General features: G+C 63.4%; 24 protein-coding genes. 7 read left to right on the top strand and 17 right to left on the bottom strand.

Going from position 1 to position 23,261, the window contains the following annotated elements; translation table 11 throughout:
• Positions 1 to 185 precede the first annotated feature (185 nt).
• The gene (locus EA462_RS17965; RefSeq protein WP_124177190.1) at positions 186 to 1,106 is read right to left on the bottom strand and encodes an ArsR/SmtB family transcription factor; all 921 of its coding nucleotides are present in this window, start codon (positions 1,104 to 1,106) and stop codon (positions 186 to 188) included.
• Between the two features lie 500 nt (positions 1,107 to 1,606).
• Between EA462_RS17965 and EA462_RS03045 the strand changes: the two genes are divergently transcribed.
• Entirely contained in the window at positions 1,607 to 2,398 is a 792-nt protein-coding gene (locus EA462_RS03045; protein WP_124177086.1) for an alpha/beta fold hydrolase, read from the top strand.
• A 65-nt stretch (positions 2,399 to 2,463) separates the two neighbouring features.
• On the opposite strand, the gene EA462_RS03040 is transcribed toward EA462_RS03045, so the two are convergent.
• Entirely contained in the window at positions 2,464 to 3,063 is a 600-nt protein-coding gene (locus EA462_RS03040; RefSeq protein WP_124177085.1) for an aminopeptidase, read from the bottom strand.
• Between the two features lie 138 nt (positions 3,064 to 3,201).
• On the opposite strand from EA462_RS03040, the gene EA462_RS03035 reads away from it, so the two are divergent.
• From EA462_RS03035 to EA462_RS03025, 3 genes are all read left to right on the top strand, one after another.
• On the top strand, positions 3,202 to 3,639 hold the full coding sequence (locus EA462_RS03035; RefSeq protein ID WP_124177084.1) for an ArsR family transcriptional regulator: 438 nt from the start codon (positions 3,202 to 3,204) through the stop codon (positions 3,637 to 3,639).
• A gap of 98 nt (positions 3,640 to 3,737) precedes the next feature.
• Positions 3,738 to 4,943, top strand: coding sequence for a class I adenylate-forming enzyme family protein (locus EA462_RS03030; protein ID WP_124177083.1), 1,206 nt, complete (start codon positions 3,738 to 3,740; stop codon positions 4,941 to 4,943).
• A gap of 126 nt (positions 4,944 to 5,069) precedes the next feature.
• Positions 5,070 to 5,816 carry a type 1 glutamine amidotransferase gene (locus EA462_RS03025; protein ID WP_124177082.1) on the top strand — a complete coding sequence of 249 codons (747 nt, stop codon included), beginning with the start codon at positions 5,070 to 5,072 and terminating at the stop codon, positions 5,814 to 5,816.
• Positions 5,817 to 5,838: 22 nt separating this feature from the next.
• Here the strand turns inward: EA462_RS03025 and EA462_RS03020 are convergent, their stop codons facing one another.
• From EA462_RS03020 to EA462_RS02965, 12 genes are all read right to left on the bottom strand, one after another.
• The gene (locus EA462_RS03020) at positions 5,839 to 6,171 is read right to left on the bottom strand and encodes a hypothetical protein (RefSeq protein ID WP_124177081.1); all 333 of its coding nucleotides are present in this window, start codon (positions 6,169 to 6,171) and stop codon (positions 5,839 to 5,841) included.
• A 132-nt stretch (positions 6,172 to 6,303) separates the two neighbouring features.
• The gene (gene thrC / locus EA462_RS03015; RefSeq protein WP_124177080.1) at positions 6,304 to 7,581 is read right to left on the bottom strand and encodes a threonine synthase; all 1,278 of its coding nucleotides are present in this window, start codon (positions 7,579 to 7,581) and stop codon (positions 6,304 to 6,306) included.
• Between the two features lie 185 nt (positions 7,582 to 7,766).
• On the bottom strand, positions 7,767 to 8,735 hold the full coding sequence (argF, locus tag EA462_RS03010) for an ornithine carbamoyltransferase (RefSeq protein WP_124177079.1): 969 nt from the start codon (positions 8,733 to 8,735) through the stop codon (positions 7,767 to 7,769).
• Positions 8,728 to 9,840: a [LysW]-lysine hydrolase gene (locus tag EA462_RS03005; protein ID WP_124177078.1), complete on the bottom strand. Its 1,113-nt coding sequence runs from the start codon at positions 9,838 to 9,840 to the stop codon at positions 8,728 to 8,730. Before EA462_RS03005 ends, argF begins: the two co-directional genes overlap by 8 nt.
• Positions 9,837 to 10,991, bottom strand: a complete 1,155-nt coding sequence (locus EA462_RS03000; RefSeq protein ID WP_124177077.1) for an aspartate aminotransferase family protein — start codon at positions 10,989 to 10,991, stop codon at positions 9,837 to 9,839. Before EA462_RS03000 ends, EA462_RS03005 begins: the two co-directional genes overlap by 4 nt.
• Positions 10,988 to 11,860, bottom strand: coding sequence for an acetylglutamate/acetylaminoadipate kinase (locus tag EA462_RS02995; RefSeq protein WP_124177076.1), 873 nt, complete (start codon positions 11,858 to 11,860; stop codon positions 10,988 to 10,990). Before EA462_RS02995 ends, EA462_RS03000 begins: the two co-directional genes overlap by 4 nt.
• A gap of 79 nt (positions 11,861 to 11,939) precedes the next feature.
• Positions 11,940 to 13,016 (bottom strand): N-acetyl-gamma-glutamyl-phosphate reductase, encoded by a 1,077-nt coding sequence (gene argC / locus EA462_RS02990; RefSeq protein WP_124177075.1) that lies wholly within the window; start codon positions 13,014 to 13,016, stop codon positions 11,940 to 11,942.
• Entirely contained in the window at positions 13,016 to 13,921 is a 906-nt protein-coding gene (gene lysX, locus EA462_RS02985; protein WP_124177074.1) for a lysine biosynthesis protein LysX, read from the bottom strand. The genes argC and lysX overlap by 1 nt, the downstream gene beginning before the upstream one ends.
• A gap of 109 nt (positions 13,922 to 14,030) precedes the next feature.
• Positions 14,031 to 14,195, bottom strand: coding sequence for a lysine biosynthesis protein LysW (lysW, locus tag EA462_RS02980; protein ID WP_124177073.1), 165 nt, complete (start codon positions 14,193 to 14,195; stop codon positions 14,031 to 14,033).
• Between the two features lie 187 nt (positions 14,196 to 14,382).
• On the bottom strand, positions 14,383 to 15,912 hold the full coding sequence (gene argH, locus EA462_RS02975; RefSeq protein ID WP_124177072.1) for an argininosuccinate lyase: 1,530 nt from the start codon (positions 15,910 to 15,912) through the stop codon (positions 14,383 to 14,385).
• 2 nt (positions 15,913 to 15,914) lie between these two features.
• The gene (locus tag EA462_RS02970) at positions 15,915 to 17,102 is read right to left on the bottom strand and encodes an argininosuccinate synthase (protein WP_124177071.1); all 1,188 of its coding nucleotides are present in this window, start codon (positions 17,100 to 17,102) and stop codon (positions 15,915 to 15,917) included.
• A 294-nt stretch (positions 17,103 to 17,396) separates the two neighbouring features.
• Positions 17,397 to 18,626: a helix-turn-helix transcriptional regulator gene (locus EA462_RS02965; protein WP_124177070.1), complete on the bottom strand. Its 1,230-nt coding sequence runs from the start codon at positions 18,624 to 18,626 to the stop codon at positions 17,397 to 17,399.
• 88 nt (positions 18,627 to 18,714) lie between these two features.
• On the opposite strand from EA462_RS02965, the gene EA462_RS02960 reads away from it, so the two are divergent.
• The gene (locus tag EA462_RS02960) at positions 18,715 to 18,900 is read left to right on the top strand and encodes a DUF7554 family protein (RefSeq protein WP_124177069.1); all 186 of its coding nucleotides are present in this window, start codon (positions 18,715 to 18,717) and stop codon (positions 18,898 to 18,900) included.
• A 132-nt stretch (positions 18,901 to 19,032) separates the two neighbouring features.
• Here the strand turns inward: EA462_RS02960 and EA462_RS02955 are convergent, their stop codons facing one another.
• Positions 19,033 to 19,467 (bottom strand): TM2 domain-containing protein, encoded by a 435-nt coding sequence (locus EA462_RS02955; RefSeq protein ID WP_124177068.1) that lies wholly within the window; start codon positions 19,465 to 19,467, stop codon positions 19,033 to 19,035.
• Between the two features lie 44 nt (positions 19,468 to 19,511).
• Complete coding sequence (locus EA462_RS02950; protein WP_124177067.1) at positions 19,512 to 19,961, bottom strand: DUF2085 domain-containing protein; 450 nt, start codon at positions 19,959 to 19,961, stop codon at positions 19,512 to 19,514.
• Positions 19,962 to 20,076: 115 nt separating this feature from the next.
• Between EA462_RS02950 and EA462_RS02945 the strand changes: the two genes are divergently transcribed.
• Positions 20,077 to 20,577 carry a 2'-5' RNA ligase family protein gene (locus EA462_RS02945; protein WP_124177066.1) on the top strand — a complete coding sequence of 167 codons (501 nt, stop codon included), beginning with the start codon at positions 20,077 to 20,079 and terminating at the stop codon, positions 20,575 to 20,577.
• An 85-nt stretch (positions 20,578 to 20,662) separates the two neighbouring features.
• Complete coding sequence (locus EA462_RS02940) at positions 20,663 to 21,013, top strand: hypothetical protein (protein WP_124177065.1); 351 nt, start codon at positions 20,663 to 20,665, stop codon at positions 21,011 to 21,013.
• A gap of 26 nt (positions 21,014 to 21,039) precedes the next feature.
• On the opposite strand, the gene EA462_RS02935 is transcribed toward EA462_RS02940, so the two are convergent.
• A complete protein-coding gene (locus EA462_RS02935) occupies positions 21,040 to 23,190 on the bottom strand; it encodes an ATP-dependent DNA helicase (protein ID WP_124177189.1) in 2,151 nt (716 codons plus the stop codon).
• Between the last annotated feature and the right edge of the window lie 71 nt (positions 23,191 to 23,261).

The raw sequence follows: 23,261 nt of genomic DNA, 5'->3' as shown, positions 1-23,261 counted from the left end.
TTCTTACTTCGGTGGTTACACTGGAACACCATATATTGTGTAGGAAAGTTGATATTCTATCAGGTTCGTTGCAAAACCACAGTTGAGCGTTTTAGCCACTAATAGATCCACTCACAACGGAAAGGAGACCGCAATCACAATTCTAATCGAATCTGGTCAACGTCGGTTTTGTAATCTGTCTGTTGCTACTCTTGATCGGCGACGTCTCGGCTTCGGGCGCGTTCGGTGTGTGTGATAGTGGCATACGAGTCAAGGCGAATACGTAATATATCACCGTCGTAACGCAGCACGATCTCGTACTCATCGGGATCAGTCGAGATTCGTTCAGAGACCCAGCGCCCCTCGTATACGTGGCCGTGCAATTCCCACAATCCCTTCGAAGTTATATCGATCCCGCGGTCCCAATGAAACGCGACCGAAGCAGGGTGATACGCGACTCTGTACGTCAGCGGTGAGTTGTACCGCCGCAAACATTCTCGACATCGGTCAACGACGAGGTGACGAATTGTTTCAGTCCGTTGTGACTCTGGAAGACGTGCCACCTCGGTTGAGAGACGACCAGCACATTCCGGACACGTGCCACGTCGAATCTGTTCGTAATCGATCGCTTGCTTCTGTTTGACATTGTCTACTAGGTCGTTATCAGTCCATGATCTTGCTTGTGCAGGTGTGATCGGGAACGCTGAGACAGGGCGCTCGCAGGACGCACACTCGATTTGAAAATATTGATGGTGGAGTTGCGCTATGAGTGTTGTTTCCCCACAGTAAAGACACGTTCCAGAGGTCGGTTGTGGATCGAAATCGGCCGGTTTCTCGTAATTCCCTGATAAGAGGAATCGAACGATCTGTTCACCGGCGTGTGTGAATGAATACCCATCGTCACTCTTTCGAAGAAACGTTTCAGTGAGTTCGCCGAGATGGTATGATAATTTGGAGGTGTTATCGACGTTGATGCGTTCGTAGATTTCCGAAAACGAAAGTTCGGCTGGGCTCGGATCTGCGTTTTCGTGTTCGCTTTCCGCTACAGCGATTGCCCGAAGGATTTCGACTCTTGTTTCATCCGACAGGAGTCCGAAGACTGCATTGGCGGGTTCCTTTACACCCATCTCAGTCACTTTTGGACTAGCGCCGCCAACAGTATTGAATCCCCGGTTGATAGAGATACGTTGCAACAACCAACACGAACAACCCAGTAACTATCGCTGGTATCACACCGCGGATGGTTGCTCGAGACCGCCCTGTTTGTGAGCCCCGGACCACGTAGGCAGTTGACGAGATTATGCGTGTTTCGATTCATAAAACTATTGGTAAGACGAGTCATTCTGTATACGCGATTCCATCTCGCACGGCGCTCCGAACGTCATCTGAATTTGGCAGGATTCCCAGCGATCGATTCGCATACTCTACAGTACGGCTGATCTCTCCCTCTCTGGTCGAAACAAACGCCGTCTAGTCGCTGTACTCGTGCTCCAAGTCTTGTACGCCGACCTCAAAATATCAGTTACTTGCCACGGTGGGGGATGAGGATCTACGTTAATGCCTGTGAGTATGACCGTCACCGCGCGGAATCGAAACTATCGCTTACCTCCGTGCACTTCCAATCGGTATGCCCACCGCGACGAACGGCGACGTCTCCCTGTACTACGACCGCACATCCGCCGGCGATCCCCACGCTGAGCAGGTCGTGTTCGTTTCTGAAGCGGGTCTGGGCGGTTGGCTCTGGGGCTGGCAACACGCCGGACTCGCCGGCCCGTTCGAGACCGTCGTCTGGGACCTCCGGGGGACCGGCCGCTCCGATTCGCCCCCCGGCCCGTACTCCCTCGAGGCGCTCGTATCCGATCTCGAGGCGGTACTCATCGATTGTGAGATCCACACCGCCCACCTCGTCGGTTGCGGTCTCGGCGGCGCGATCGCCCTCGTCGCGGCTCGGTCCTCGAGTCGGATCGAGACGTTGACGCTGTTCGGCACCGCGGCCCGCGGGGATGAGTACGACCTCGAACCGCTGTTCGCTCCGTCGGACGACCGGGCAGCGATCCGAGAGTCGCTCGAGACGGCGCTCTCGGCGGACTTCCGTGAGGACCAGCCCGACATGTTCGAGGGAATCGTCGACTGGCGAGCCGACGGTGACGCCGACCGCGCCGGATGGGAGGCACAGCTCGCCGCTCTCGAGGGGTTCGACGCGAGCGACTGGCTGATCGAGGTGACTCAGCTGACGCTCGTCTGTCACGGCGGCGAGGACGACCTCGTTTCGCCCGCGGCCGGCCGCGACCTCGCCGACGGACTTCCGCGTGGCGAGTTCGTCTCACTCGAGGACATGGGACACCTCGCGTTCGTCGAGCGTTCGCGGACGATCAACGATCGGATCGCGGGAATGCTCGAGGATGAGTCTCCGCTCTAGCGTCGGATGGCGTCGGTTACGGAGAATCAAGGGAGGAAGTCTTGCGATTCAGCGCGGGGAGGATGTCAAGGGACCCGTTCGACCGCCCGTGGCAGGTCGTCCGGCGACTCCCACCCGATAACTCGCTCGCTCACCGCTTTCTCGAGTGCGGCCATGTGGGACGCCGCCATGCCGTTGTCGTAGCGCTCGCGGCGTTTCGATTCGGTCTCGTAGACGCGCTTGAGCATCCAGAGGGCGTTCCGAACTGTCGTCTGGTAGCGATAGAGGTAGCCGAGCTCCCAGACGTGTCCGCCGTCGTAATCCTCGACGATGGCGACGATCCGTGACGCCATCTCGGAGAGGATCTCGAACGCCGGTACCCACAGGTCGACTTCTTCTCCGGAGAATCCGAATTCCTCGAGTCGAAACGCGACCGCACTCAGACGTTCGTCGAGCTGTTCACAGACCGCCGCGCGTCGCTCGCCCGGCGCGTCGGAGCCCCGTCCGATCACCAGATACCGTCGATCAGCTCGTCGGATGTCGTCGAATAGCTCGCCGTGGAGTCCGTCCTTCAACCGTTCGTGTTGCTCCGGCGTCGGCTGGAGCTGTTCTTCTTCCCGGAGCGCTTCCGGGTCGGTCCCGTCGATGAAGTCAGCTCCGTCCGCTCGGTTATTACCGTCATCCATCCTGAATACTCGATGCGGTGGCGGAGTAATAGTGGTACTGTTGTGAAACCATACGAGTGACTATTTTGGGAAACAGTTAGCTGATCAATTGATCTCACGGACCAAGTGTTTATGATGGCCGCGCACGTACCGTTTCGTATGCACCCGAAAGCGAAGGGAGCCAACGATACCGGGGGTGAACAGGGAACCCCTGGCGCTTTCGACTCGTGGACGGCACTTCAGAAGGCGACCGATCGGACTCGAGCGAACCTGATCGCTGATATCGTCGGTCACCCGAAAGGCGCGCCGAGCGTGAAGGAACTGGACTACATGAACCCGAGCCTCGAGGCCGATGCGATCCGGCGTCACCTCTCTATCTTGCGGGACGTCGGTGTCGTCACCGAACTCGAGGTCGAACCCGGAAACCGAATTCGCGGATATCCGTACAAGTTTTACCGGCTGAGCGATCCGGCACGTGAGCTGTTCGATCGGAACGACCTCTTTCCCACCGACGCGTGGCAACGCCAGTACGCCCGCGTACAACGCACCGGCGAGATCAAAGACCTCGAGGCGATGCCTCGTCCGACCGTCGAGTAACGTTCTCGGTTTCCGTTCCGACCCGCCCGCCGTCGACTCCGGAGGTCCTTGCAGGTGGCCCCCCGTCAGTTACGGGCTCGTGGGTCGTACTCGAGTGCGTGACCCTTTCGCTCGCTCGCCGGGCCAGGCGATTTCCCGATCGGACGGCGGTGGTCGACGTCTCCGAGGAGCGACTGTCCGCGCCGGCGAAGACCGTTCACGAGGACCGCGTCTCTTATTCGGAACTCTCCGATCTGGCAACCGACGCGGCAAAGCGGCTTTCGGCGCTCGCGGTCGACGCCGGCGACACCGTCTCGCTCGTCACGCGAAACCGGGTCGTCTCGCTCGCGTTGCTCTTTGCCTGTCGTCGTCTCGACGCGACGTTCGCACCGATCTCTCACCGACTGACTCCGGAGACCGTCGAGCGGCCGTTCGACGCGATTTCGCCCGACATCGTCGTCTTCGAAGCCGCCCAGCGCGACCTCGTCCGATCGATCCCCCACGGTCGATCGATCACGCTCGAGAAGCTGGCCACCGTCGATCCCGTCGGAGCGGCCCGAGTCGACTCAGGAGACACCGATCGTCCCTTGCTCGTTCTCCACGGCGACGACGGCCGACCGGCCGTCGCGTTCTCCGAACGCGCTCTCGAATGGAACTGTATCTCTGCACTGGTGACCTGGGGCCTCTCGGCCGACGACGTCGTCCCCGTCGTCACGCCGCTTTCGGAACCGGACGGTCTCGTCCGCGTTGCACTGTCAGTGGTGTACGCCGGCGGTCGATTGCTCCTCGACCGGGCGTTCGATCCCGGCGACACGATAACCGCGATCGAAGCCGAGGACGCAACGTTCCTGAGCGGCCGGACGGTCGCGTTTCGCGACCTCGCGGCCGACCCCGCTTTCGACGCCGCCGCCGACTCGCTCGAGCGGGCGGTCGCCGACGGATCGGTTCCCGACGCGCTTCTCGCGCCCTATCGCGAACGCGACGTAACGGTGACTCGCGCTTACGGTCGACTCGAGTGTCCGACCGCGCTCTGCGAATCGGCCGAGACGGTCCACCCGAACCGCGACGACACCGTCGGCGTCCCCATCCCGGACTGTCGTGTCAGGCTGATCGACGATGACGGCGCGGTGTTCGAGGAGGCCGGGACGGGACGGCTCTTGCTCTCGGGCCCCGTCGTCGCGGATGGATACGTAAACGCTGCCGCTTCCGACGACGCCGCCGCGGACGACAGATTCGGCGGCGGACGGTTCCTCGACGGTTGGTTCGACACGGGCGAACGGTTTCGACGGGACGAACGCGGCGTCTATCACATAGAGACGTCGTAACCGCCGACTCGAGCCATCCAGTCGCTCCTAGAGCCGTGATCGGCGGCGCTCGAATCCCGTCTCCGGTCGCGGCAACGCCGGCGACTGACAGAAGGTCTATCCGTTCGGCGGAGTCACTAGTAACCGATGAGTCAGCTTCGTATCGCCGTCCTGGACGCGACCCACCAGGACGAACACACGAGACGGAATTTCCGGCGCGAACTCGACGGTTCGCTGTCGGAGTTCGACGTGACCGACGGCTCGCTTCCCGATCACTTCGAGTTCGACGGCGCTGTCGTCACCGGCTCGCGCTCGTCCGTCTACTGGGACGAGGAGTGGATCGAGTCGACGAAGGCCTGGATCTCTGCGGCGATCGATCGCGGAATGCCGTGTTTCGGTATCTGTTGGGGCCACCAGCTGCTCGCGGACGTCCTCGGCGGGACAGTCGAGGACATGGGTTCGTACGAGGTCGGATACAGCGACATCGAGCGAACGGATCGTGATTCGACTTCACGACTCCTCGAGGGAGTCTCCGAACGGTTTCTGGCGTTTACCAGCCACTCGGATGCGGTCACCGAGTTGCCACCCGGCGCGACGTCACTCGCGACCAACGACTACTCGAACCACGGCTTCCGAAAGGGTCGGGTCTTCGGCGTTCAGTTCCACCCAGAGTACGATCCGGTGACTGCTCGAGACCTCGTCCACAGCAAGAACCTCTCCGACGAACGCCTCGCGTCCGTTCTCGACGAGATCACCGAGGAGAACTATCGGGCGGCTGCCCAGGCAAAACTCGTCTTCGAAAACTTCCTCGCGTTCGTTCGCGAGACCACTGCGGGTGACGTATCGGTCGAGGCCAACGGCGACCGACCGTCCGCCACTGGCCGGTCGGATTGACGGACGGCTTCGAACCGGTGGCTTACCGAACGATTCGACGGAGTCGACCGAGCGGATCGGGTGCGTTCGTCCGCGTTTCACCGCGATCCGCGTCCGCTCGCTGATCCTCGAGCACTCGTTCGTACCGCGTGATGATCTCCTGTCGGCGCTTTTCGCACTCTTCGAGTTCGCGTTCCAGTGCGGCGATACGAGCGAGCAACCGGACTCGCTCGATACGGACGGCGAGCGTTCGCTCGACCCGATCGGCGGACGAATCAGTATCGGTCGATCGGAACTCGAGTTCGATACCGTATCGCGGGTTCTTCGCTCGTTCGTCGGTGGGGGGACTGTCGACGGGCCGTTGTTCGACGGACATGTCAGTTAGTACCACGGCGACGTGGAAAAAGGTCAGTCAGTCGAGCGTCAGACTCGTCAGACGACGGTCATTCGCCCGGCTGTCACGGTCCGTCTCGGGGACGATTTCCGCTGCTCGAGTACGCCGTCAGATCTATTGATCCGACGAGTTCTCGCTCGCAAGGGTCGCGAGAACGCCGTTCGTCTCGGCCGGCACCGGTTCGGGATCGCTGCCCGCGGCCGCGGCCGCGTCCGGATCCTTGAGCAGGTGGCCGGTCGTCAGGCAGGCGACGCGCTCGTCGTCAGAGACGACGCCTTCGGCCCGGAGTTTCCGCAGGCCGGCGACGGACGCCGCCGACGCCGGCTCGACGCCGATCCCCTCGCCCGCGAGGTCGCGTTGAGCGTCGGTGATCTCCTCGTCGGTGACCGATATCGCGGTGCCGCCGGTCTCGCGGATTCCGGGCAGCGCCTTCGGCGCGTTGACCGGGTTGCCGATCCGGATCGCCGTCGCGCGCGTCTCGACGTCGTCCCAGCGGCGCACCTCGTCTGCGTCGTTCTCGATCGCTTCGACCATCGGTGCCGCGCCCTCGGCCTGGACGCCGACCAGCTTCGGCACCTCGCTCTCGTCGAGCGCGCCGGCCTGGACGAGTTCGCGAAACGCCTTGTACAGCGCCGACGTGTTCCCGGCGTTGCCGACCGGCAGGACGATCCGATCCGGAACCGCGTCGTAATCCGACAGAAAGCCCTCGAGGATCTCGAGGCCGATCGTCTTCTGGCCCTCGAGGCGGAAGGGGTTCAGCGAGTTGAGCAGGTAGGCCTCGCCCTTCGCGGCGAGTTCCTGAACGATATCGAGGCAGGCGTCGAAGTTACCGTCGACCTCGAGAATACGCGCGCCGTGGAGGCTGGCCTGGGCGACCTTGCCCGCGGCGACCTTGCCCGCCGGCAGGAGCACGAGGGTCTCCATCCCGCCGCGGGAGCCGTAGGCCGCAAGCGCCGCGCTCGTGTTTCCGGTCGAGGCACACGCCAGCCGGTCGACGCCGAGTTCCTTCGCGACGGCGACGCCGACGGTCATTCCGCGGTCTTTGAACGAGCCCGTCGGGTTCATTCCCTCGTGTTTGATTCGAAGCGCCTCGACGCCGATTTCGTCTTCGAGCCGTGGCACCTCGTACAGTGGCGTCGCCCCTTCCTGGGTCGTGACGCCCTCTTCGAGGGGCAAGGCGGCGGTGTAGCGCCAGACTCCCTGGCCCTCGAAGTCCCCGAACGTCGGGAGGTCGGCGTAGCGGACCTCGAGCAGGCCATCGCACTCGTCGCAGGTGTAGCGGACGTCCGCGAACGGCGCGAACGTTTCGCCACACTCGATGCACTCGAGCCAAACGCCGTCGTCGGCGTCGTCGGGCACGGCCGGTTGATCGGCGGAGAGATTAAGACTCATTGTCGCTCGAGAGGGCGGGCACGGGCAAAAAGAACGTGGATTCGTCCGTCAACTCGGACGCTCGTTCACTCGAGCAGCCAGCTCAACAACGCCTTGACTGCCACCTTTTTCCGTTCGGGTTCACGTGCGTTCACCCTCACGCAAAAATCTGGACCAAAAAGCCGCTCGCGGTGCTCACGGAACGATCACTCGAGCAGCCAGCTCAACAACGCCTTCTGTGCGTGCAGACGATTCTCGGCCTGGTCGAAGACGATCGAGCGGTCGCCCTCGACGACGTCGTCGGTGATCTCCTCGCCGCGGTGGGCGGGCAGACAGTGCATCACCGACGCGTCGGGGGCGTGGGCGAGCAGGCCGTCGTTGACCTGGAAGCCCTCGAAGTCGTCCATGCGAACGTCGCGTTCGTCTTCCTGACCCATGCTGATCCAGACGTCGGTGTAGACGACGTCGGCGTCAGCCACGGCGTCGATTGGATCGGTCGTCACCGTTGGCTCGCCGCCGAGGCTCCGGGCGCGCTCGAGAACGGCGTCGTCGATGCCGTATCCCTCGGGCGTCGCGATCGTCAGATCGATACCGGTCAGCGCCGCGCCGATGGCGAACGACTGGGCGACGTTGTTGCCGTCGCCGATCCAGGCCGCAGAGACGTCGTCGAATCCGTCCTCGTGCTCGCGGATCGTCTGTAAGTCCGCGAGCGTCTGGCAGGGATGGGCGTCGTCGGTCAGTCCGTTGACGATCGGAACCGAGGCGTACTGCGCGAGCACCTCGATGTTGTCGTGTTTGAACACTCGCCCCATCACCGCGTCGACGTACCTCGAGAGCGTTCTCGAGGTGTCCTTTAGCGGCTCGCCGCGACCGAGCTGGATATCGTCGGCTCCGAGGAAGATCGCGTGACCGCCGAGATGGGTCATCCCCGTCTCGAAGGAGACGCGGGTTCGCGTACTCGGCTTCTGGAAGATCATTCCTAGCGTTTGACCCTCGAGGTCCTCGTGGTCGTCGCCGCGAGCCTGTGCGCCTTTGTACGCCGCCGCGCGGTCGAGAACCGCCAGTAATTCTTCTCGCGAGAGATCGTCGACCTCGAGGAAGTGGCGTAGTTCGGCGTCGCCCGTGTCGACGGCGCTCGAGTCAGTCGTTTCGGTGTCGGTGTCGGTATCAGTCATCGTTACCTCCGCGTAGCGTGGTCGCAACTCCGTCGAGGATATCGACGGATCGATCGAATTCGGTGAGCGAGATACGCTCGTCGGGCGCGTGATCCAGATCGGAGTTTCCCGGTCCGTAGGTCACCATCGGACAGTCCCAGGCGCTCGCGTAGATGTTCATGTCGCTGGTGCCGGTCTTGCGCAAGAGTCGTGGCTCCTCGCCCGCCGTGCGAATCGACGCGCGAAACGCTCGGGCGACGTCCGTTCTGGGACTTTCCATCACCGGCGGAATCGGCTCGGCCCAGGAGACGGTTCCGATCTCGAGGCTCGCTTCGGCCGTCTCGCGAACCGTCTCGACGTCGAGCGTCGGGGGGACGCGAAGCTGGACTTCGAGCGTCGTCTCGACTGAGAGACCGTCGTCGCTGATCCCGCCGTCGATGTCGACGGGTTTCGTGGTGACGCGTTCGAACACCGGCTGGTACTGGTCCTGCTCGAACGCCGCCTCTACGCTCGTCCACCAGTTCATCGCGTGCTGGATCGCGTTCGGCTCCGGTCGCGAGGTGTGACCGGACTCGCTCGTCGCGACGTACGTTCCGGCGAGAAAGCCGCGGTAGCCGAGCGTGATTCCGTTCGAACCGCTTGGCTCGCCGTTGACGACGGCATCGGGTTCCGTGCGATCCTCGACGAGGTGACGCGCGCCGCGAGAACTCGTCTCCTCGCGGACGACGCCGACGAACGAGACGCCGGTTCTGACGGCCGCGGCGGCCATTGCGGCGAGCGGTCCCGTCGCGTCGACGCTGCCGCGGCCCCGGAGGACGTCTTCCCCCACCTCGTCGGCGATCTCGGTCTCGAGGTCTGTCTCGTCCGCTGGCGTGACGCCGACCGGGATCTCGCCCGGAACGGTGTCCACGTGAGACGTCAGTAACACCGCGTCGTCTGCGGGGGCACGAACGTTGCCGACCTCGTCGATCCAGGCCTCGCGGCCGTAGGACTCGAAAAACTCGACGAGATGCTCGGCTGCCTTCGCTTCCTCGCCCGAGGGTGAGGGGATCGAGACCAGATCGATCAGCAACTGGCGGGCGTCTTCGATCGACACGTCGGCCGACTCGGTCGTGCTCGCGTTCATGACTCGGTCTCTGCGTCGGGTACGACGATCTCGGTCAGTGCGTCGACGACTCGATCCGCTTCGTCTTCACCGATCACGAGCGGCGGCAGCAATCGGAGGACGGTCCGGCCGGCGGGAAGCGCCAGTATCCGATGATCCATCGCCAGGTCGCGGGCGACGCGGTTCGCCCCGCGTTTCAGTTCGATGCCGATGAGTAGCCCATCACCGCGAATCTCGCGCACTTCGTCGCCCAGTGTCGCCTCGAGTTCGTCGACGAGATAGTCACCGATTTCGTCAGCGTGGTCGGGCCACCCCTCTTCGACGAGCGTCGAGACGGTCGCGTGGACCGCCGCGGAGACGACGGGGCCGCCGCTGAAGGTGGCGTTGTGCGAGGCCGCGCCGTCTGCGATCCAGTCGCGAACCGCGACCGCGCCGACGGGTAGACCGTTGCCCAGTCCCTTCGCCGTCGAGAGCACGTCGGGCGTGACGCCTGCGTTCTCACAGGCCCACATCGATCCGGTCCGACCCATACCGGTCTGGACTTCGTCGAAGACGAGCGCCGAACCGGTCTCGTCGGTGAGTTCGCGGGCGGTCTCGAGGTAACCAGCGGGCGGAACGTTGATGCCGCCTTCGCCCTGGATCGGCTCCAGGATCACGGCCGCGGTCTCGTCGTCGACTACGTCAGCGAGCGCTTCGCTCTCTCCGTACGGGACGAACTCGACGTCACCGGCGAGTGGCTCGAACGGTTTCTTGTACTCGTCCTTCCAGGTCGCCGCGAGCGATCCCATCGTCCGTCCGTGGAACGAGCGGGTCGCGGCGACGATTTTCGACTCCCCGGTGGCCGAGCGAGCGAACTTCAGTGCGGCCTCGTTGGCCTCGGTGCCGGAATTACAGAACCAGGCCTGATCGAGTCCGTCGGGCGTCGCCGCCACGAGCGCGGCGTAAGCGTCCTCGCGCGACTGCACGGGGTAGGAAGAATCGACGAACGTCACCTTACTCACCTGCGCTTTGACGGCATCGACGACCGCGGGATGAGAGTGTCCCAGCGGCGTACACGCGAAACTCGCACCGGCGTCTACGTACTCCGTGCCGTCTGTGCTGTAGAGGAACGGTCCCTCACCGCGATCGATGGCGATCGGCTTCCCCCCGGAGACGAAGTCGTGGTCGCTCATTTCGTGGCCTCCTGTGGAGTTTCGCTCGCATCCCCATTCGCAAGCACGCCGGGCTCGAGCGTCGTGCCTTCGCCGGCGAGCGCGCTCGTGATCGGCTCGTCGGCGTTCGCGGTGGCGACGGTGACTGACGCCGCGCCGCCCTCGAGCGCCTCCGATGCTGCCATGACCTTCTTGGTCATGAAACCTTCCGCGGCGTCTTTGACCGCGTCGAACTCCTCGGGCGTCGAGGCGGAGTCGAACTTCGTGGACTCGTCGTCGGGATCGGCGTAGATGCCGGAGACGTCCGTCAGCACGACGAGGTCGGCCTCGAGTGCTCCCGCAATAGCGGCGGCTGCACGGTCGGCGTCGGCGTTGACCGCCGTGTAGCCTCCGTCTTTTTCGGTTCCAAGAACCGGGACCGAGACGACGGGCGTGTAGTTCCCCGCCAGAAGGGTCTCGAGCAGGCTCGCGTTGACGGACTCGATCGTACCCGAGTGGTCGCCGCGTTTGATCTTCTTCTTGCCGTCCTCTTTGATTCGAACGGCGGACTTGCGCTTGCCACGGAGGAGCTTGCCGTCGGTCCCCGAGAGGCCGACGGCGTCGACCCCTTCGTTCTGCAGGCTCTCGACCAGATCAGTGTTGAGCTTACCCGGCATCACCATCTTGAAGACGTCCATCGTCTCCTCGTCGGTAAAGCGGCCGACGATGCCGCCGGGCGTCTCGACGTAGGTCGGTTCCTGGCCGAGTTCCTCGAGCGTTTCGTCGACGGCGGTCGAACCGCCGTGGGTGAGGACGACGTCTTCGCCCTCGTCAACCAGCGAGGCCACGTCGACGAGCGCTCCCTCGGGATCGACGGCGCGCGCGCCGCCGATTTTCACGACTACGGTCACGCGAGCCACCTCCGGTGTGTCATCTCAGGGTGTCTTGCTGAGCGAAGCGAAGCAAGGCTCATGAACGAGCGAAGCGAGTTCATGGTGCCCCCACGGGGTGTAGCCCCGCAAAATCGAGTCCGGCGGTCTCCTCGAAGCCGAGCGCGATATTGGCGGCGTGGACGGCCTGTCCGGCCGACCCTTTCATCATGTTATCGATGGCTGAAAAGACGACGATGCGCTCGTTCGACGGGTCGAGTTCGAAGCCGACCTCCGCGAGGTTCGTCCCGGCGACGGCTTTCGGCTCGGGATAGCGGTAGACGCCGGAGCTTCCGGCGGCCATGCGGACGAACGGTTCGTCCTCGTAACATCCCCTGTAGGCTTTCCAGAGGTCTCCCTTCGAGACCGGTCCCGAGGGGAAGACGTGACTCGTCGCGCTCGCGCCGCGGATCATGTCCACGGCGTGGCAGGTGAAGGCCACCGAGGTGCCGAGGAACTGCTCGATCTCGGCCTCGTGGCGGTGGCCCGTCGGCGCGTAGGGTCGGACGACGCCCGAGCGCTCGGGGTGACTCGAGGCCTCGCCGCCGCCGGCTCCGCCTTCCGAGGAGCCGACCTTGACGTCGACGACGACCTGTTCTCCTCCCTCGAGAATTCCGTGTTCAAACAGCGGGTAGAGTCCGAGGATCGTCGCGGTGGCGTTACAGCCGCCGCCCGCGATGAGTTCGGCTCCCTCGAGGTTCTCGCGGTTGATCTCGGGGAGCGCGTACTCGGCCTTCTCCATGTACTCGGGTGCGTCGTGGCCGTCGTACCACTCGTCGTACTGCGCTTCCGTGCCGAGGCGAAAGTCGGCCGAGAGGTCGACGACGGTGTCCGCAATCTCGAAGAAGTCGTCGATCCGCCCCATCGAGACGCCGTGTGGCGTGGCGGCGAACAGCACGTCGACGTTCTCCATGTCGTCGGGTTCGGTAAAGCGAAGGTCCGAGCCGCGAAGCGGCGGATGGACCGATCCGACGCTCTTGCCGGCTTTCGATCGACTCGTCACCTCCGCGACCTCGACGTGCGGGTGACCGGCGAGCAGCCGAAGCAACTCGCCGCCGGTGAAACCGGAGCCGCCGACGATACTCGCGGTAACTGCGTCCGCGCGTCCGTCCGCGTGGGATTCGGCGTCGGCCGCCATCAGGCGGTCACCTCGAGGTCGTCGTTCGTCGCGGCGGCTTTCTCCTCGAGCCAGTCGACGACGGTGCCGGCGACGTCGGTGTCGACGGCTCCATCGAGGGCTTTGAACTCGACGGTGTGGTTGACCTCGTGGACGGTGTACCGCTGGCCAGACTCCGGCTCTGATTCGGGGATGTCTGCTGTTTCCATCAGGTCGATCCCGAGCAAGCCTCCGCCGACGGCGTCGCTCGCCTGTGCGACGAGTTCTCTCGCCTCGCCGTCGGGTTCGAAAACGTCCGTTTCGGCACCCTTTGCGGCGTTGGTGATCCAGTGGTCCGAAGAGCGAACCATTCCGGCGATCGGCTCGCCGTCGGCCGCGAGCACGCGGATGTCGCGGCCCGGTTTCTCGACGAACTCCTGGACGTAGAACACCTTGTGCTCGTAGTGGCCGAGCGTCGCCTTGTGCTCTAAGATCGCCTCGGCGGCGTCCGGCGAGTCGATCTTGGCCATCAGGCGACCCCAGGAGCCGACGACGGGTTTGAGCACGCAGGGGTAGCCGAAGCTCTCGATGGCGTCCATCGCCGTCTCTTTCGTGAACGCGACTTTCGTCGCGGGCGTGGGAACGCCCGCCTCCTCGAGCGCGAGGCTGTTTTTGACTTTGTCCGCACAGATCTCGGCGGTCTCGTGGCTGTTGACCACGGGAATCCCGTACGCCTCGAGGAACTGTGTGGCGTACAGGCTTCGGCTCGTCGCGAGACAGCGGTCGACGACGATGTCGAGGTCCGCAAGCTCCTCGGGAACCGCGCCGATGTCGAACGCCTGTTTCCGGACGTCGATCTTCTCGATCTCGTGGTCGCGCTCGCGGAGCTCGTTGAGCAGCAGCTTCTCGTCCTTGCGGATCCGGGAGTAGAGTATTCCGACGTTCACGCGAGCCACCTCCCGTGATGAGCCGCGTCCTGCGAGCCGATCCTCGTCGGACGAGTCCGACAGCGCTGAGGGTGAGCAGGGGGCTGCTTAGCTGCGACCGTCTGCAAGGTCACTCACCCCAGTCCTCTTCGAGCTCCGGGGCTCGTTCGAGGACTGGCGGCTCGGTATCGACGACTTCCAGCTCTGCTCCACAGGTGGTACAGTCAACGATCTCTCCAATCTCTAGATCGTCGTGCAGGGACACCTCGGCCCCACACTCGACGCATTCGGTCATTGTACTCCCAACTGGGAACCGATCTCCCTTAAAGCCTTCGAACTTAACAGCAAAATTATACTATCTGCACGCCACTCTATCGGACCTTCAACCCTGACTTACCGAAATTTTAGTATGACATATCATTTAGCATGTGTATCCCCCTCGCGGGGTTCGTCGTCGCGATGTCCGACGGTAGACGGTGAGCTCAGACATAGCCGTTCACCTCCGACCGAAGCGCTTCGTGGGCCGTCTCGAGCGCGGCCGCCTCGTCGGTCAGTCGGTGCTCATCGTTCTCGCGTACTTGGCGTGCGGTTTCGAGATTCGCCGTCACCGCTCCGGGAGCGGGTCCGCCCCGCGAGTCGCGACTGCCGACGCTCTCGGTCGGATCGAGCGCCGCTTCGACGTCGGCCGGATCCACGAACGATTTGAGAGGTTCCTCGAGGACGTCCTGGGCCGCCGCCTCGACCGCGTCGATGTCGCTGCCTCGTTCGGCCGCGAGCGCAACGACCTCGTGTGCCGTCCGGAACGGCAATCCGTTCGCGGCGAGCAGGTCGGCAACGCCGGTCGCGGTCGAAAAGCCCGCGTCGGCCTCGGCGGCGAGGCTCTCCTCGTTCCAGTCGACCGTTGCCACCGCACCCGCGGCGACCTCGCTCGCCTCGGTAACCGCGTCGACGGTTTTCCAGGCGTGAGTCGTCGCACGCTGGAGATCGCGGTTGTACGCGCGCGGAAGACCCTTGAGCGTCGTCGTCAGTCCCTGAACGTTGCCGGCCGCGTCGCCCGCGACCGCGCGAACGAGTTCGAGCGTGTCGGGGTTTTTCTTCTGGGGCATGATCGACGACGTCGAGGAGTAGTCGTCCGCAAGCGAAACGAAGCCGCGGTTCGCGAAGATAACGACGTCCTCTGCGAGTCCGGACAGCGTCGTCGCGTGCGTCGACAGCGCCTGCGTCGTCTCGAGCAGAAAGTCGCGACTCGAGGCGGCGTCCATCGAGTTCTCGACGATACCGTCGAAGCCGAGCAGCTCTGCCGTCCGCTCGCGGTCGATGTCGAAGGTCGTTCCCGCGAACGCGGCCGCGCCGAGGGGCGACTCGTCGATTCGATCGTAGGCCTCGAGCAATCTCGCCGTATCGCGACGAACCGCCCCCTCGTAGGACAGCGCCCAGTGGGCGACCGTCGTCGGCTGAGCCGGCTGAAGATGCGTATAGCCCGGCATGACCGTCTCCGCGTGGTCGGCCGCGACGTCGAGAAGCGACTCGCGAAGCGCGACCGTCGTCTCGATGGCCGCGAGGACGTCCTCGCGGAGGCGATAACGAATGCAGGCCGCGACCTCGTCGTTGCGCGACCGGGCGGTGTGCATTTTGCCACCGTCGGCTCCGATACGTTCGATAACGGCCGTTTCGATGGCTTCGTGGACGTCCTCGCCGTCGGGTAGCGAGCCGTGACTGTCGACTTCGATCGCGTCGAGGGCGGTCAGGATATCACCGGCGACGTCGTCGTCGATGATTCCCTGTTCGGCCAGCATGACGACGTGTGCGCGGTCGACCTCCAGGTCGGCCGCGAAGATCCGTTCGTCGGCCTCGAGCGAGGAGAGGAAGCTCCGGGCCGGACCGCCGCTGAAGCGATCTCGGCGGACGACGCCTTCGTCGGATCCGTCGGTCGATCGCTCACCGCCGTCGGTCGCGATCGTCGATCCGGTTTCCGGGCGGCTGACGCCGTCGTGAGCGCTCTCCTCGGTCATGATTACTCGTCCTCGGCGTCGATGACGCTGTTGGCGAGACGGCGCTGGAAGCCGTGATACTTCGCGACCCCGGTCGCGTCCTCCTGCGAGATCTTGCCGACCGACTCGGTGTCGAAGGAGGCGTGCTCGGCCGAGTACGCCGCGTACTCGCTGTCGCGTGCGACCGCACGAGCCTGCCCGCCCTCGAAGCGGATCGTCACGGTTCCCGTCACGCGCGTTTGGGTCTCGTCGATGAAGCCCTCGAGCGCGCTCACGAGCGGCGCGTCGACGAGTCCCTCGTAGCCCTTTTTCGACCAGCGCTGATCGATCAGCTGTTTGAACTCGCGTTCTTCCTGGGTGAGGACGAGCCCCTCGAGCGCCTCGTGGGCGTTGAGTAGCGTCGTCGCGGCGGGGTGCTCGTAGTTTTCACGAACCTTCAGCCCGAGCATGCGGTCTTCCATCGAGTCCGTTCGGCCCACGCCGTAGGAACCGGCGAGTTCGTTCAGGTACTCGATCAACGCGACGGGGTCGTACTCCTCGCCGTCGATCGCTACTGGATAGCCGTTTTCGAAGCGGATCTCGATCTCTTCGGTCTCGCCCGACGGCTCGTCCGTCCAGTTGTAGATCTCCGTCGGCGGGACGTAGTTCGGGTCCTCGAGTTTGTCGCCCTCGACCGAGCGACTCCAGAGGTTGGTGTCGATCGACCAGTCGCCGCCGCTTCCACCCTCGACGGGGAGGTTCTTCTCGTCGGCGTACTCTTGTTCCCACTCGCGGGTCAGTCCCAGTTCGCGCACGGGGGCGATGACCTCGAGATCGGAGTCGCGCCAGACGGCCTCGAACCGAAGCTGATCGTTACCTTTGCCCGTACAGCCGTGAGCGATACCGGTACAGTCCTGTTCGTTTGCCACCTCGAGGATCGCTGCTGCGATCACCGGGCGTGCGAGTGCGGTCCCGAGCGGGTAGCCCTGGTACGTCGCGTTCGCGCGAACGCCCTCGAAACAGAGGTCCGCGAATTCGTCCGTCGCGTCGACGATGTGGTGTTCGAGGTCGAGCGCTTCGGCGGTTTCTTCGGCCTCGTCGAACTCTTCGGCCGGCTGGCCGACGTCGACCGTCACGCCGATTACCTCGTCGTATCCGTACTCCTCCTCGAGCAGCGGGACACAGACAGTCGTGTCCAGCCCGCCCGAAAACGCAAGTGCAACGCGTGTCATGTCGTACTCGTGTGAAACGGAAGGACGGTATTAAATTCGTTGATTCACGTTTAGGAATTAAATCTGAAAGCAGCTGCTATCCGAGAAACGGGATTTCTGTGGAACGGTGAAACGTTCGAACCAACGGGACGTGAGATGTGTAATAGTGCGGGCTCAAGGGGCCCGTCGCCGGGGTCGTCGAAGCCGCTCGACCCGCGGCGAAGAAAGAGCTCTGTCGACGTCGAACACGACGGATACGGGGCCGACACGACGACTCATTTGACTGGGATAGTGAGTGGCGAGTATTAAGTCCTGCTACTCGTCCCCGTCTTCGGGGATCGCAAGGACGTTTTCGCGGCCGATTCGGAAGACGTCTATCTCGTCTTCCTCTCGCAGACCGCTAACGACCTGACTCGTCTTGGCCTCCGTCCACTCGAGTTCGGAGACGATCTCCTGTTGTTTGATCCGACCACCCCGTTCCTCGAGCAGCTGGAGGACGCGCTCTTCGTTGCTCAGGAGGTCCGACGGCGGTCCGGTCCCCCGTTCGCCGGGTTCGATCGGTTCTCGCGTCTCCGTCGATGGTGGCGACGAGCCGGTGGAGTGGTCATCGTTCGATCCGATTCCGTCGGCACGATGTCTGATCAGCCAGCCGACGGCTGCTGCCGCCGCGAGGAGGAGCAACGCCCCCAGAACGGCGAGCCACGGCATCGCCGGACTCTCGGTGACCTCGACGGCTTCGTCCGCTGTGCCACCGTTTTTGATGAGGACGATCCACGGCTGTTCGTCGGTGAACTCGGTCCCGTCTCCGTCCCAGAAGATCGAATTATCCGGTGGGTCGTCGGGTGAGGGATCGATCTCACGAACCGCGTACTCCTCGGGCCAGAAGAACTGCAACGTCGTGTCGTCGACCAGCGTAAACCCGGCGAGCGCATCGCCCGCTTCGATCCGGTTCAACTCGACGTGGGCGAACGACGACCACCGGAACGTGAACTCGACGTGGCCCATATTCCGAGGTGCGGAGCTGGTGTCCGTCTCCACGGTAACGTCAGAAATCTCCATGTCGCGTCCCGTTTCGTTCGCTCCCTCGACGAGGATTTCGTTCCAGTCGTTTCGCTCTTTTTCGGCGTACGCCTCGGAGTTCGCCTCGACGTCGTCGCGCAGCGCCTCCCAGTTTTCCGTCGAGTCGTTTCCGAACCGGTAGTCGACGACGAACGTTGCCGATCCGTTCTCGTGTAACGAAACGTCGATGTGAACCTCATCAGCGTCGTCGAGCTGATCGCTCTCGTTCAACGCCGTACTTTCGTTCTGTCCCTGTTCGCTTTCGTTTCCGTCGTCGTCCGTTCCGTTCGACTCGTCAGCTCCGTCGCTTTCGTTTACCGCTCCGTCGTCTTCCGTCTCCTGTTCACTCTCGTTTAGCTCCTGATAGGCGGGGCTCTCCATGCCGGCGTCTGCCACCACAGCAGCCGAAACCGACGGAACGAGCGCAACCGAGCACCCTAGCACCACGAGCACGCAGACAAGGGCCCGTAGCCCCCTCTCGTCCATTACTGAGACATGTCGTAGCCGGCTAAATAGGTCTTTCCGACGGCGACGGCGGTGCGTTTTTTACATCGCCCTGTGAACGAGCGAACGCATGATCGACTCACGCGGTGCACTCGAGGTCGAAACGCTCCTGAAAATCGTCCTCGCGCTCGTTGCCGTTTTGCTCGCCCTCCAGATCGTCGGCATCGTCGTCGGCTGGATCGCTCAGCTGTTGACGCCGATCCTGTTGCTGATCGTCGCACTCGTCGTCGTCCTGTGGCTCTACGACCGGCTCTGATACGGTCTACTGTAAGTCGTTACCGGAGCGACCGCGAGCCGTCCTGCGGTTGCTCCGGTAAAAAGTCACAGCAAACCGTATGAGTCGCCCGCCGATCGGGCGCTCCGTTTTTCGAGTCGGGAGATAGGACCGCTATCGGCCGAGTATGCCCCCGTCCGCGTACTTTCGCTCGTACTCGTCGTCGTCCGCGATCAACATGAGTATCCCCTCGATCAGTCCGAGCAGGGCCGGAATCCCCGTCCAGAAGAAACACAGATACAACACGCCGAGCTTCATTCGCCCCTGATAGAACTTGTGCGCACCTAAGCCGCCGAGTAAGAGCGCCAGGACTCCGGCCGCGATCTTGTCCGTATCACCCGAACCGGAGGCCGACGGCTGTCGAACCCCACATTCGGGACAGATCTCCGCCTGCCTGTTGATCGTCGCTCCGCATTCGACGCAGTACTTTTCGTTTTCCGCACGGTCCTCGTGGCTTCCCTCGAGCGTATCCGACTGATTGAAACCGCAGGTCGGACAGACCGCCGCTTCCGCCTTGATCTGGTCGCCGCAGTTGAGACAGTGTTTCATTACGTATCTTGCACATTATTGTCACACAGTAGTTAAATAATTATTCACTCGTCGGTCGCGTTCGAGCGAAAGAGCAAGACGGCGGCGACGAGCCCGTACAGAACGCCCACGCCGATTACGAACGGATTCGTTTCGACGAATACGTAGCCGACGCCGAGACCGTATCCGTATCCGAGCGCCGATCCGGTCACCGTTCGCACCACGTTGTACCCGCGCCGTGTGGTAAACGTCGTTACCGCCCAGTCGACGAGCGCCGGTAGCGGAACGAGTGCAACCAGTACGACCGACGTCATCGGCGGCGGAGCAACGGCGTAGGCGAACAGCCCTGCGAGAATTCCCGGATAGATCCCCACACACCGGGCACAGATGTGGAGTTGCCGACCGAAGACGACCGGCGAGTAACACCGGTAGTACTCCTCTGGGAGGTGATGGGAGAGCACAAACCCGCGCGTTTCGGCTATTCCACGCCGAATCTCTGCCGTATCGACCCTCATACCATCCGCCTCGTGCGGGATCGAAAAGAACCTGCTGGTGCCGTCTCGATCGGCGCTGTTCGGCCCGTCGTCGTCCGACAGTCTGATACCGAACACGACCCTACCACGATCAGAAGTGTACAGCGTCAACGTTCCGGTTCCCGGTCGCGTTCGCACCCTCGCCAACGACCTGTACCCCGATCTCGTCGCGTTCGATACCGTCCGCGACGATCACTCGTGTCTGCTCAAACGCTTCGGTGACGCCGATCACGTCGCCCGCCTCCAGCAGCGCGCCCACCGTGCGCTCGAGGGCGCACCCGCGGTCGAAGCCCGAATCACCGGAATCGAGTACTTTGCCGACCCGCCGCTGGGATCCGCTCCCGTCGTCTACCTCGCCGTCGAAAGCCCGGGTCTCGAGTCCATCCACGCCGATCTCGCGACGGCGTTCGAGGTGGTCGACGGACTCGAGGGCCCCGATTACGTCCCACACGTCACCCTCGCTCGCGGCGGCGACGAGGCGACCGCACAGCGACTCGCGGCGCGCGAGATAGAGCCGATCACCTGGACGGTCTCCGAACTCGAGTTCTGGGACGGCTCCTACAGGCTCCCCGTGAGTCGTATCTCGCTGCCCGCGTGAGTGGTGAGTCCGAATCGTCGGACGACCTCGGTCGTCCCCGGTACCGGCCGGAAACTATTCCAGACCGGTCTCGGTACGTCTTACTATGCGCCGACGCTCATTTATCGCGCTCACAGCAGTCGTCCCGTTCGCCGGTTGTAGCTCTCTCCTGGGTGGTGGCATCGACACGACGATCGGAGAGGACGAGCGAGTCGAGTTCGAGGCCGACGAGGGAGCAGAGCTGACCGTGACCGTCGACGTCGAAGAGGTGCACGAACTCGGTGACGATATGGACGTCGAACGGGAAGGAATCGGGTTCCGGCTCGATCACACCGAACACGGTATCCTCGATACGCGGTCGATAGAGGGGTCCGAAACCTTCGAGATAACCGTCCAGAACGGCGGAACGCACTCGGTGGTCATTATCGGCGGGGTCGCAACGGTCACGATCGAGTAGCGCCGCGGCCGCTTCGTTCCGGGTGATCAAGGCGACGGAACCGCTCCGTCGTAGCTGTCGTGATCGGTGTAGAAGTTCAACATCGCGAACTTGAGTTTCTCCGGCTCGAGATCCAGTAGCTCCTCGCGTTCCTCGTGAGGGAAGCTACCGTTGACGCTGTACTTGCCGAGGTCGGCCTTCGCGTCTCGAGAGTAGCGCGCATCGATGAGCGCGCGAACGCCGACGTCGTCGGGCGACCGAATCACCCGACCGAGGGCCTGTCTGGTCTTTCTGACGGTCGGAATCTCGACGGCGTAGCGCCAGCCGGTGTCGGTTCCCTCGAATGCGCCGTCGTAGGCGTCCTGGACGGCCTCGGCTCGGTCGTCGAGGTGTGGATAGGGGACTCCCACGACGAGGACCGTGCGTGCGTCGTCGCCGTCGAAGCTCACTCCCTCAGCGAGCGTTCCCCACAGCGACGTACAGAGGATCGAATCGTCGTCGTCGACGAACGAAGCGCGAAGCTCTTCGACGGCCGTTCCGGGCTCGTCTGTGTAGACCGTCCGCTCGTCTCGCTGCTCGAGGCGACCGGCGTACCGGCTCGCCTCGCCGTAGTTCGGGAAAAAGGCGAGCGTGTTCCCGGGCGTCATGCGGACCGCGTCGTGGATCGCTCCGGTGACCGCCTCCTGGACGGCCGGATCGTCGCGATCCGAGGAGAACAGCGGCGGCGTTTCGACCGCGTACGTTCGTCGGTTTTCCGCGGGAAACTGCAGCCCGTAGGCCATCGTGACCGACTCCTCCAGCCCGAGGACGTCTTCGGTGACGTCGAACGGCTGTAGCGTCGCGCTCATCAGGACGGTCGCGTACACTTCGTCGAACAGCTGTCCCGTCACCTGGCGCGGCAGACAGGTGTACAGTTCGGCACGGCCGTAGACCTCGTCGGTTCCCGCGTCGCGAGTGACGGAGACGACCGGATACAGGCCGTCTTTCGCGCCTTCGTTCATCCACGCGCTGACGAACGCCGCCGCCTGCAGGGTCTGACACTCCGTCCGCGTCGCCGTCTCACCCTCCCGGTAAGCTTCCTCGTACTCCTCGTCGAGCGTCTGCCCGAGCTTCGTCGCGGCCTCGAGATCGACGTCGATTCCCCGTCCCGAGTAGCGCTGGAGAAACTCGAGGGTGAGGTCGTCGCGGCGGTCCTCGTTGGCGATCGGGACGTCCTCCCAGCGCTCGTCGATCCGCTCGCGTGCTCCGAACCCGAACGACTCTTCGTACGTTTCGACGAGCGCCCGGTGGAAAGCCGACAACACGTTCGCCGCGTCGTCGGCGAGCGGATCGTCGGTTTCGGAGAGCTCGTCGATCGCGGCGTCGATCGTCCGCTCGGAACACGTTCGCGTCGCGTGTTCGCGGGCGGCGTCCTCGACGTTGTGTGCCTCGTCGAAGACGGCGATGACGTCCTCCGGGTCGCGGCCGAGCCACCGGAAGAACTGTTCTCGAATGGTGGCATCGAGCAGGTGGTGGTAGTTACAGACGACCAGATCGACGCCCTCGATCCCCTCTTTTAAGAGTTCGTAGCCACAGAACTCCTGGCGGTCTGCGTACTCGTAGATCTCTTCGGGGGTCCGGACGTCCTCGAACAACCACCCGAAGAACTCCTCGGTATCCTCGGTCAGGTTGTTCCGATAGTGCTCACAGACGTTTTGCTCTTCGAGGTCCTCGAGTCGCTCCTCGATGTTCGCGAGTTCGTCCATGACTGCACTGCGAGCGTCGGCCGCGCCGCCGTCTCCTTGCTGGCTTTCGGCCAGCAGTTCCCGCTGTCGTCGCTCGAGTTGATTTCTGTCCCGTTCGGCGTCGACGACGGCCCGAGTGTTATCGCGCAGGGCCTGACACTCCTCGTAGCCGACGTCGATGTGACACATCGACGATTTTCCCTTGAAGACGATCGTTCGAATCTCCTCTTCGCGGGTGATCGCTCTGGCTTCGGCGACGAACTGACGCATCTGCTGATGGACGTCCGTCGTGATGACGACCGTCTTATCTCGTTCGCGAGCGACCTCGAGGGCGGGGACGAGCGACGAGAGGGTTTTCCCCGTGCCACAGGCACCCTCGAAGAGGATGCTCTGGCCTCGAGTCAGCGCGTTGTATATTCGATCCATCGCCTCGCGCTGATTCTCGTAGGGCTGCTCGTAGGGAAAAAACCGCATGTAGTCGCTCGTCTCGGACACGAGTGGTGATTGGTTCCCGCTCCGATAAAAGCATTCGTCCTGTCAGCCCG

The organism is Natrarchaeobius halalkaliphilus, assembly GCF_003841485.1.
Taxonomy (GTDB): domain Archaea; phylum Halobacteriota; class Halobacteria; order Halobacteriales; family Natrialbaceae; genus Natrarchaeobius; species Natrarchaeobius halalkaliphilus.
The sequence above is the reverse complement of the archived record's forward strand: the minus strand, read 5'-3'. Positions and strand labels throughout refer to the sequence as shown.